Source organism: Deferribacterota bacterium, assembly GCA_034189185.1.
Taxonomy (GTDB): Bacteria; Chrysiogenota; Deferribacteres; order Deferribacterales; family UBA228; genus UBA228.
This window is the reverse complement of the sequence record JAXHVM010000060.1, coordinates 1-10,886: the sequence shown is the minus strand read 5'-3', so window position 1 is coordinate 10,886 and position 10,886 is coordinate 1. Positions and strand designations below refer to the sequence as shown.

Here is a 10,886-nt window from a genome sequence, read left to right as displayed (position 1 = left end):
CCTTCAAAAAAATATAGGAGAAAAGAGAGGTCGAGCAATGAATGTAAAAATAACTGCTAAGAATTTAGAGTTAACAGATGCTATCAAAAATTACATTGAAAAAAAGTTAAAGCGTATTGACAAGTATTTTGATTATGTTTTGGACGTAAGTGTTATTTTAGAGGTTCAAAGAAACGTGCATTCTGCTGAGATATTGGTTAATGCCAAAGGTGTATTTTTAAAAGGCTTAGAGAGAACTGAAGATTTGTATGCATCAATAGATTTGGCAATTGATAAGATTGAGAGACAATTGTCAAAATACAAGGATAAACTGAAAGACAAGGTTGGAGCTGAAGTTCAATCTAAACCCTTTACATTAAATGTATTTGAATCTGAGAGTTTCAATGAAGATAAACCTAAAATTATTATAACAAAGGAGATGCCTGCTAAACCTATGAGTGTTGATGAAGCAGTGATGCAGATGAATCTTTTGAATAAAAATTTCTTTGCCTTTAGAAATGCCGAGACAAATGATATAAATGTTGTATATAAGAGGGATGATGGGAATATAGGTCTTATACAGCCATGAAAATTGCTGACTTACTAGATATAAAACATATTATAATATTAAATGATAAATATGAAAAATCTGATTTATTATACTTATTAGTTGGTAAGTTGTGTGAATTAGATAATTTACCAGATAAAGAGTTTATATATAATCAGCTAATTGAAAGAGAAAAGCTGAGCAGTACTGCTATTGGACGAGGAGTTGCAATACCCCATGTAAGGATAAGCTTTATTGAAAAACCCTATCTACTGTTGGCTATCCTTCCAAAGGGTGTTAATTTTGAAGCTGAGGATAAAAGAGCAGTAAAAATAATTTTTCTACTACTTACACCTGAGAAGGATCTAACTCTACATTTAAGACTACTGGCTAAAATCTCCCATCTTGTGAAAAAAACACCCTTTGTTAATAAGATAAGAGCTGATGTGGACAATGATGAAATTTTAGCCATTTTAAAGGAATGCAATAATTTTGGATGAGTATCCCAGTATCAAAGCTATTAAATCATAGTGCTATTTATCTTAACCTAGAATTGATTTGTGGCAAAGATTATCTCTCTGTAAGAAATATTAGTAGTTATAAAATACAAAAGCCATCTTTAGCACTAGCGGGCTTTGTAAAACATATACATAAGGATAGGATTCAGATCTTAGGGGAGACTGAGATATCTTATCTATCGTCCCTTGATAGTGATAAAAGATGTGGCTCTATAAAAAATCTTTTAGAACAAGATGTTGCCTGTTTAGTTGTTACAAAAAAGCTTGATATACCATATGAGGTAATAAAAATAGCTGAGATTTATAAAGTGCCCCTATTTCGGACTGATTTAGATACAGAGACTGCAATTAATAATATTCAATCTTTTTTAGAGTCTGAATTAGCCTACTTTAAAGTATTACATGGTACCTTACTTAATATGTTAGGCTTGGGGGTTTTATTAATAGGTAGAAGCGGGATAGGTAAAAGTGAAACAGCGCTAGAGCTAGTTGATAAGGGGCATACCCTTGTTGCAGATGATATGGTTAAAGTATTTTTGAAAAAAGGACAGCTTATTGGCAAGGCTAATGTTGATTTTTTATATTATTTAGAGCTAAGAGGCTTGGGTCTAATTAATATAAGGGAGTTGTTTGGTATAAGGGCAGTAATGCTAGAACATAAGATTGATCTAGTTGTTGAATTCAAGGATTGGGATAAATATGCAGATTGTGAAAGATTAGGCTTAGATACAAAATATTATAATATATTTGAAAAAAAGATTCCCTATATTGTTTTACCCGTCTATCCTGGAAGAAATATGTCAGTGCTTATTGAGACAGCAGCAAAAGATCTGCTTCTAAAAAAGATGGGGATGAATGCCTCTAAAGAATTAAGTAATAAATTATTAGAAAAGATTAGTAAAAATAGAGAGAGATTAGAGAATAAACATAAGAAAGATGAGCAATAAAAATTTTATAATAATTACTGGAATGTCTGGCGCAGGTAAGACAAGTGCCTTAAAGAGTTTTGAGGATATAGGTTATTATATCGTTGATAATATCCCACTGATGCTTCTACCAAAATTCATGGAATTAACAATTGATTATGAAACTAAACTAGAAAAGGTAGCTTTAACGGCTGATATTAGGAGTTTTACAAAGGAAAATCTATACGATATTATTAATTATCTAAAAAAAAAATATAATATAACTATTTTGTTCTTGGAGGCACAAACTGATATTTTACTTAGAAGATTTGAGGAGACGAGGAGGAAGCACCCACTAAATGATAATATGGTAATGGCAATAAAGAAAGAGAGAGAAATGCTACTGGACATAAAAGATATATCAGATCTTATTATTGATACAAGTAATATGAATATACATTCTCTGCGCATGAAGATTGAAGATTGTTTTAGTGTTAATTCTGAGCAGAAAATAAATATTTTTCTCCAATCTTTTGGTTTTAAATACGGTATTCCACCCGAATCAGATATTGTATTTGATGTGAGATTTGTAAAAAATCCATATTTTGTTGAATCTTTAAAGGATTTAACAGGGTTTGATGAATCAGTAAGACAATATGTGCTAGAGGATAATAATGCTGAGCTATTTTTAAATAAAATAACAGATATATTTACTTTTCTATTGCCACTTTATATTAGTGAAGATAAAAAATATCTTACCGTGTCAATGGGATGTACTGGCGGTAAACATAGATCAGTTGTTTTAACTAATGAATTATTTAATCGGTTAATTAATCTAAATATTGGTAAGATATCAATAATGCATAGAGACATTGAAAAGGATGGCTTATGATAGAATTTATAATTATAACACATGGCTCATTGGCTTTAGAGCTTTTAAAGACTTGTGAAATGATTATTGGAAGGCAAAATAAGGTACATGCAATAACACTTCAAAGTAATTCTTCTTTGCAGGATATTGCCGATAAGCTAAATGATATAATTAATAATAGTAAAGAAGGTGGTGTGCTCATATTTACTGATATGTTTGGTGGTTCACCCTCTAATATAGCTATGTCATATTTAACAGATGATAGAGTTGGAGTTATTACAGGAGTAAATCTACCTATGTTGATTAGGGCATTTGCCCTAAGACAAGAATTAGATTCTCTAAGCGAGATAAGTAAAAAATCAGTTGAGGCAGGTAAAAGTAGTATAAGAATAGCAAGGGAATTGTTTGGATATGGAAAAAAAGATAATCTTTAGAGTAGATGATAGGTTGATCCATGGCCAAGTGATTGAAGGTTGGATTAAATATTATAAGATTAATTATGTATTTATAGTAAATGATAGGATATATGGAGATTACTTGCAGAATATGATATACAGTAGCATACTACCAGAATATTGTTCTCTAAAGATTGTAAGAAAGAAAGATTTTTTGGAAAATTTTGATGGATTTAAGAGTCTGTGTAAAGGTAAATACACTCTAGTGTTATTTGAGAGTGTTAAAGATTTGTATGATGTAAGGGATATTATTGATAACGATATTTATATTAATATAGGTTGTATAGCTTCTAGGGAGCATAAAATTGAGATTACTGATACTGTATTTCTAAATCTTGATGAGCTTTTAATGATATCAAAACTTAGAGATAATCATAATATATATATTAAAAAACTGCCTTGGGAGACAAATATAGAAATTAAATACTTTTATGAATTTTTAAAAAAACATTAACTATTATGAATTATATAGATTATTTAATACTATTTTTATTTTCAGGCATTATTTCAATTGACAGGAATAATGCATTAAATATTATGATTTCGAGGCCCTTTATAATCTCTGTACTATTCTATTTAATATTTTACAGTAACCCTGTGATATTAGTTATGGGGATAATCTTTGAAATATATGGTTTAACTGATGTACCAGTAGGAACCCATATATCTAAAGATGATACTTTTGCTGCTTATGCTAGTTGCTTAACAAGTTTGCATAGCAATATTGATACTTCTATAAAATTTATTGCTCTTATATTATTCACCATTATATTAATGTATTTTGTAACAAATTTTGATTTATATAGTAAAAAAATTAATAGAATATTATATAATAGAGCAGAGAGTAAAGACAATTTCAGACCAAAAAAATTAATATTTATAGGTATCTTAGTAGCTTTTTTCAAAGGTGTAATTATATATAATTTGGGAGCACTTTTACTTATTGGGATAATCAATAATATAACAATTGTTTCAGATAGAAACATTGGAATATATGCATGTATCTTGATAACAGTTGTAATGGCCTATTTTATGGATTTTTTTGAGATTTTTGGGCATAAAAAATATTTCTTTATTTTGCTTGGTTTTCTGTGTGGGTGGTTTGTATTATGAAAAGAATGGATAAAATAAAGCTGTTGATGAAGAGTTTAGTTTATCAAGGAAACTGGAATTATGATAATATGCAGGGGACTGGTTTCTATTATTTGTTAAAATCTTTAAGAAAGCTTGGTTATGTAAAAGTTGATAAACAACATTTAAGGGAGAATACAGGCTATTTTAATACGAATCCTTATTTTATAACGATTATATTAGGTGTTTGGTGTAAAGAATATATTGATGGTTTAAATACTAAATTTGCCAAAGATGTTTATAGTCCAGCGTTATCAGGTTTAGGTGATAGATTTTTTTGGCATACCCTAAAACCCTTAACATTTATTATTAGTGTGATTATCTGTTTTTACGATCCCTTGCTCTCTCTTATCTTTTATCTTCTTTTTTTTAATATTTTTCACTTTTTCTTCTTATATAATGGTTTCGATATAGGTTATAATTATGGTAAAAATGTAATTGAATGGTTTAACAAGATAAGATTTAATAAATGGAATACCTATGGCGAGGTAGTTATACTATTTGCAGCAGGTGTATTTCTTGCTTTACTATATAAAAATCAAATCTATAATACAGATTATAGCATATTGCTTATATATGTTATAATTTTACTAGTAACATTATTAATAGTTAAAAAAATATATATATCGTTGGCATTGTTTGTATATACAACACTATTGCTTATAAATTTAGTAGTGGGTTTGTATTGATGGAAGAAATTAGACATATTATAACCTTAGTTAATGAACTTGGTTTACATGCAAGAGCAGCAGCTATATTTGTGAAAAAAGCAAGTGAATTTGAATCAACTATAACTGTAATTAAGGATGGTGTTGAGGCAGATGGTAAGAGTATTTTAAGTCTAATGATGTTAGCAGCACCCAAGGGTAGTGAGTTGGAGCTTGTGATTAAGGGTGAGGATGCAAAAGATGCTTTAGAAGCACTAAAAGAACTTATTTATAGTAGATTCGGGGAGAATAAGTGATAAAATTTACTGGAACGCCTTCTTCAGATGGTATAGCTATTGGAACAGTTTATTTGATAGAGAGAGAGCTCTTTAGGTTGCCTAGATACCGAATAGAGAAAAAAGATGTTGAGAATGAAAAAGCACGTCTCTATGAAGCAATAGAGAGGAGTAAGGAATATTTTAGAAAAATTAAAATTTCATCAAAGAACGTTATAACTGCAGAGCATGCATATATCTTTGACGCTTATTTGATGTTTTTGAATGATAAAAAATTTATTAATGAGATTGTAAACTATATTGAGAAAAGATTGATAAATGCAGAATTTGCAGTTTCTTTAGTTGTTAATAAAATTTTAAAATCTTTTCGTGATATTAAAGATGAATATTTTAAAGAGCGCAAATATGATTTTGAACATATTGCTATTAGATTGATAAATGAGATGGCCGGTAAAAATAGTGACAACCTATATGGTATAGGAGGTAATAATATAGTTGTGTCTAATGATATATCGCCTTCTGATGCAATATTATTGATTAAGAAAAATATTAAAGGGCTAGTATTAGAGAAAGGCTCTAAAACAGCCCATACCTCAATACTTGCAAGGTCTATTGGTATTCCTGCTGTGGTAGGTGTTAACAGTATCTGCGACTATGTTGATAATGATGATTTTGCCATTATCGATGGATTTACTGGTGAGATAATTATAAATCCAGATGATGAAACACTAAAGAGATATAGGGAAAGAGAAGAACGGTATAAGTTGTATATAGATGAATTAAACAAGCTAGAGGATGCAACAGTTAAAACTGCTGATGGCGTGGATGTAAATATTTTTATAAATGTTGAGATTAATGAGGAGATAAAACTGTCTAATAGATATAACATAAAGGGTGTTGGATTATATAGGACTGAATTTATGTACCTTGCAAATAGTAATATAAGCGAAGATGAGCAATTTAAAATCTTTAAAGAAGCAATATTGTTAAATGGTGATAAGCAGATTACAATTAGAACCTATGATTTAGGAGGGGATAAGTTAAATAGAGAAAAGCCATATGATAAAGAGGCAAACCCTGCTTTGGGTCTAAGGGCTATTAGATATTCATTAAAAAATAGAGATTTTTTTAAAAAGCAACTTAGAGCAATTTATAGGGCATCCTATTATGGAGATGTTAAAATTATGATACCTATGGTTTCTGGTATTGAAGAAATTAGAGAAACTAAAAGGATAATAGATGAAGTTAAAAATGAATTGAGGCTAGAGAATAAACCCTATAATGATATCCCCCTTGGTGTAATGGTTGAGATACCATCATTAGCTTTAATAGCTAATTTAGTGGCAAAAGAGGTTGATTTTTTTAGTGTTGGCAGTAACGATCTTATTCAATATACTCTAGGAATAGATAGGGGCAATGAGAATGTTTCATACCTATATAGGCCTACTCATATTTCTGTTTTAATGCTCCTAGAGAGAATATTAAAGGCAGCAAATAAAAATAATATAGAAGTAACAGTGTGTGGAGATATAGCAAGTGAGCCAAAATATATTGCTGTTCTTTTAGGTATTGGCTATAGAAATTTAAGTGTGCCACCAGCAGCTATTCTTAGAACTAAAATGATTATTAGAAGGTTATATGTAAATCAATGTAAAAAATTATTAAGTAGGTTAAAAACAAGGATTACTGCAGAAGAGTCTGAATTAGAACTTGAAAAATTTATAGAAAAAAATGTATCAGGTATATATTTCCATTAATAAATAATAAAGAGGTGTAATATGTATGATAATATTTTAGAGACCTTTACTTATCGAAATATACAATATAATTATTATAATTTAAATAAAATAGAGGGTATTAATAAAAAGCCCTATTCTATTAGGGTTTTAATTGAAAATGTGATTAGAAATTATGATGAAAAATATACAAAAAAGGGACATGTTGATAGCCTGATTAATTGGCAGCCTAAAATAGATAAAAGGGGGGAGGTTCCCTATAAGCCTGTACGTGTGCTAATGCAGGATTTTACAGGGGTTCCTGCTGTTGTCGATATTGCTTCAATGAGAGAATGTGCACATAAATTGAATGTTGATGCGAAAAAGATTAATCCACTTATAGATATAGATCTAATAATTGATCACTCAATTCAGGTTGATTATTTTGGCACAAGTGATTCATTGTATAAAAATACTGAATTAGAATACAATAGAAATATTGAGCGTTATAAATTATTAAAATGGGCAAAAGCTAGTTTTGATAATTTTAAAATCGTTCCACCTTGCGCAGGAATATGTCATCAAGTTAATTTAGAGCATTTAGCTGATGTAGCAAGGGTTATAAGGAAAAAAGGCAAAAATTATATTGTGCCAGATACACTTTTGGGAACAGACTCACATACGCCTATGATAAATGGTATATCAGTACTTGGTTGGGGTGTAGGCGGTATTGAGGCAGAAGCTGTTTTTTTGGGATTACCCTATTATCTGCAATTGCCTGAAGTAATTGGAGTAAAATTTGTTGGCTCTCTAAAAGAAGGTGTGACATCTACTGACTTAGTTTTAAATGTTGCCTATATATTGAGAAAATATGGTGTTGTTGGTAAATTCATAGAATATTTTGGGCCAGCACTGAAAGAATTGTCAGTTCCTGACAGGGCTACGATTTCTAATATGACTCCAGAGTATGGTGCAACAGTTGATTTTTTTCCTATAGATAATAGAACAATTGAATATTTAAATCATACTGGAAGAGAGTACCAAGCAGAATTAGTCCTTAAATACGCTTTAAATGCAGGATTTTTTTATGATGAGGAAAAATTGCCAGAATATTCTGATGTTATCGAGGTTGATCTCTCTGAGATTGAACCAACTGTGGCAGGACCTTCAAGACCCCATGACAGGATTTTTCTAAAAAACATGAAAAATGATTTTGGTGATATTTTAAGTAAAGTCTCAAATAAGAAGGAAGTCAGGGAGTGTAAAATTATACTTGATGATAGGGATTTTACATTAAGGGATGGTAGCGTTGTGATTGCAGCAATAACCTCCTGTACAAATACATCTAACCCTTCTGTTATGATTGGTGCTGGATTGATAGCAAAAAAAGCCGTTGAATATGGTCTAGATATACCTAACTATGTAAAAACATCTTTAGCTCCTGGCTCTAGAGTGGTTTATGATTATTTAAAGAAAACTGGACTATTGCCTTATTTAGAAGCATTAAAATTTCATATAGTTGGTTATGGTTGTACCACCTGTATTGGTAACAGTGGACCACTTCGTGAGGAAGTAGAGCAGGCTATTATTGAGAATGAGTTAGCAACAGCTTCTGTGCTATCTGGCAATAGAAATTTTGAGGCAAGAATACATCCTTTAGTAAGGGCTAATTTTTTAGCCTCACCTATGTTAGTTGTTATTTATGCAATTGCTGGAACAATTGACATAGATATCTTTAATGATGTATTGTCTTATACACCGAATGGTGAGCCTATCTATCTAAAGGATTTATGGCCATCAAAAAAGGAGATTAATGATCTAGTTAGTAGAAGTATAACAACTGATATGTTTGATTATGAATATGCTATAATAGATAAAGGTGATTACTTGTGGAATAGTTTAGATGTGGAGCCTTCAATAACATATCGGTGGGATGAAAAATCAACCTATATTAAGAATCCACCCTATTTTGATAATTTTTCTTTTGATGAGAAACCTTTAAAAGACATTATTAATGCAAGAGCGCTACTTGTCCTGGGAGATACAGTAACGACAGACCATATATCGCCCGCTGGTAAAATACCAAAGGATTATCCTGCCGGTAAATATTTGCTAGAATGTGGTGTTGATGAAAAGGATTTTAATTCCTATGGTTCAAGGAGGGGTAATCACAATGTTATGATAAGGGGCACCTTTTCTAATGTTAGGATTAGAAATTTTTTAGTTTATCCAAAAGAAGGGGGTTATACATTAAAATTGCCAGAAGGAGAGCTTTGTTTCGTATATGAGGCAGCTGAGAAATATAAAAAGGAGAATACACCTCTAATTGTTTTAGCTGGTAAGGAATATGGTAGTGGTTCTTCAAGGGATTGGGCTGCAAAGGGAACTGCATTGTTAGGTATTAAAGCAGTTATAGCTGAGTCATTCGAAAGGATACATAGGGCAAATCTTTTAGGTATGGGGGTACTCCCACTGCTCTTTGTAGATGGACAAAATATTAAAAGCTTAAATTTAACTGGTAAAGAGAAATATTCAATATATGGTTTAGATAAACTAGCCCCAAATGCTCTTTTAAAGGTTATAGCTGAGAAAGAAGATGGATCTAAAAAAGAGTTTAATGTAAGATGTGCTGCATATTTGGATATTGAAATAGAATACTTTAAGAATGGGGGAATATTGCCCTATACCTTGAAAAAGCTTGTAAGGGATTAATTATTGCGTTTAAAGGCTTTAACTATTCAAGGTTTTAAGTCTTTTGCTTCTAAAGTTACCATTAATTTTGATGAAGGTGTCTCTTGCATTGTTGGTCCTAATGGTTCAGGTAAAAGTAATATTTTAGATGCTTTTAAGTGGGCTTTAGGTGAGCAAAATGTTAAAGAATTAAGAGGGGATAATATAGAAGATATACTCTTTAACGGATCTGCAAATAGACAAAAAGCCAATTTTGCAACTGTTTCAATAACATTCACTGATATAGATGAAGAGATTTCAAATAAATGGGGTTCATTTTCAGAATTAACAATTACTAGAAAACTTTACAGAAGTGGGGAAAGGAAATATTTAATAAATAATAAAAATTGTAGATTAAAGGATATTAAGGAATTTCTCTATGATAATGGCATAAGTTATAAGAGTATAGTGTTAATTGAACAGGGAAAAATTGATAAAATTGTACAGGCATCAAGTGAGCAGTTGAGGGATATATTTGAGGAATTTGCAGGCATTATTAACTATAGGGATAAAAAGAAAGAATCATTAAATAAACTTGAGGAATCTTTAAGCAATTTAGAAAGGGTAGCTGATATCTTAAGGGAGGTTGAGGAGAATAAGAAGGTTTTATATAAACAGCTTTTAGAGCTTAAGGAATATAATAAATTATTAGAACAAAGGGATGAAATAAAGAAAAAGATTTTATTTATTGATTATGTGAAGGTCTCAAAAAAGCTAGGCGGTATTAGTGATAAAAAGAAGGTTTTGAATAGTTATATTGAGGAATTTACTTCTGCATATAACAATATATTAAATATATATCTAAAGTTAAAAAAGTTTTTAGGTACTTTTGAGAAATTATTTAATTTTGTAGAGAATAGTTATTATAGTGTTGAAAATAGATATAGCGAGATAAAAAATAGTATAGTTTTAACTGAGGAACGCCTTAAACATTCAAATAATGAACTAAAAAGACTGCTAGATAGAGAGAAATCATTGGAGTTTGAAAACGAAGAATATGCTCAAAAAATAAAAAGTGCTGAAAGTGATTTAAAAACTTTAAGCTCTAAAATAGGTATAGAATTAAATAAGGAAAAAGAGAGTGAAGAGGAG

The 10,886-nt window shown here is 30.4% G+C and carries 12 protein-coding genes; all 12 read left to right on the top strand.

The window, feature by feature from the left end; all coding sequences use genetic code 11:
* Positions 1 to 568: ribosome-associated translation inhibitor RaiA (gene raiA, locus SVN78_05695; GenBank protein ID MDY6821095.1), on the top strand; the 568-nt coding region annotated here is incomplete at its 5' end.
* A complete protein-coding gene (locus SVN78_05690) occupies positions 565 to 1,026 on the top strand; it encodes a PTS sugar transporter subunit IIA (protein MDY6821094.1) in 462 nt (153 codons plus the stop codon). The genes raiA and SVN78_05690, both read left to right, overlap by 4 nt.
* Positions 1,023 to 1,991 carry an HPr(Ser) kinase/phosphatase gene (gene hprK / locus SVN78_05685; protein MDY6821093.1) on the top strand — a complete coding sequence of 323 codons (969 nt, stop codon included), beginning with the start codon at positions 1,023 to 1,025 and terminating at the stop codon, positions 1,989 to 1,991. Before SVN78_05690 ends, hprK begins: the two co-directional genes overlap by 4 nt.
* Positions 1,981 to 2,841: an RNase adapter RapZ gene (gene rapZ, locus SVN78_05680; GenBank protein ID MDY6821092.1), complete on the top strand. Its 861-nt coding sequence runs from the start codon at positions 1,981 to 1,983 to the stop codon at positions 2,839 to 2,841. Before hprK ends, rapZ begins: the two co-directional genes overlap by 11 nt.
* On the top strand, positions 2,838 to 3,254 hold the full coding sequence (locus tag SVN78_05675; GenBank protein MDY6821091.1) for a PTS sugar transporter subunit IIA: 417 nt from the start codon (positions 2,838 to 2,840) through the stop codon (positions 3,252 to 3,254). The genes rapZ and SVN78_05675 overlap by 4 nt, the downstream gene beginning before the upstream one ends.
* Positions 3,232 to 3,729, top strand: a complete 498-nt coding sequence (locus tag SVN78_05670; protein ID MDY6821090.1) for a PTS sugar transporter subunit IIB — start codon at positions 3,232 to 3,234, stop codon at positions 3,727 to 3,729. The genes SVN78_05675 and SVN78_05670 overlap by 23 nt, the downstream gene beginning before the upstream one ends.
* A gap of 5 nt (positions 3,730 to 3,734) precedes the next feature.
* Positions 3,735 to 4,388 (top strand): hypothetical protein, encoded by a 654-nt coding sequence (locus tag SVN78_05665; GenBank protein MDY6821089.1) that lies wholly within the window; start codon positions 3,735 to 3,737, stop codon positions 4,386 to 4,388.
* Positions 4,385 to 5,095, top strand: a complete 711-nt coding sequence (locus SVN78_05660; GenBank protein ID MDY6821088.1) for a PTS system mannose/fructose/sorbose family transporter subunit IID — start codon at positions 4,385 to 4,387, stop codon at positions 5,093 to 5,095. Before SVN78_05665 ends, SVN78_05660 begins: the two co-directional genes overlap by 4 nt.
* Positions 5,095 to 5,370 (top strand): HPr family phosphocarrier protein, encoded by a 276-nt coding sequence (locus SVN78_05655; protein MDY6821087.1) that lies wholly within the window; start codon positions 5,095 to 5,097, stop codon positions 5,368 to 5,370. The genes SVN78_05660 and SVN78_05655 overlap by 1 nt, the downstream gene beginning before the upstream one ends.
* Complete coding sequence (ptsP, locus tag SVN78_05650) at positions 5,367 to 7,106, top strand: phosphoenolpyruvate--protein phosphotransferase (GenBank protein ID MDY6821086.1); 1,740 nt, start codon at positions 5,367 to 5,369, stop codon at positions 7,104 to 7,106. Before SVN78_05655 ends, ptsP begins: the two co-directional genes overlap by 4 nt.
* A gap of 21 nt (positions 7,107 to 7,127) precedes the next feature.
* Positions 7,128 to 9,776, top strand: a complete 2,649-nt coding sequence (acnA, locus tag SVN78_05645) for an aconitate hydratase AcnA (GenBank protein MDY6821085.1) — start codon at positions 7,128 to 7,130, stop codon at positions 9,774 to 9,776.
* A gap of 3 nt (positions 9,777 to 9,779) precedes the next feature.
* A partial coding sequence (locus SVN78_05640) for an AAA family ATPase (protein ID MDY6821084.1) occupies positions 9,780 to 10,886 on the top strand: 1,107 nt, incomplete at its 3' end.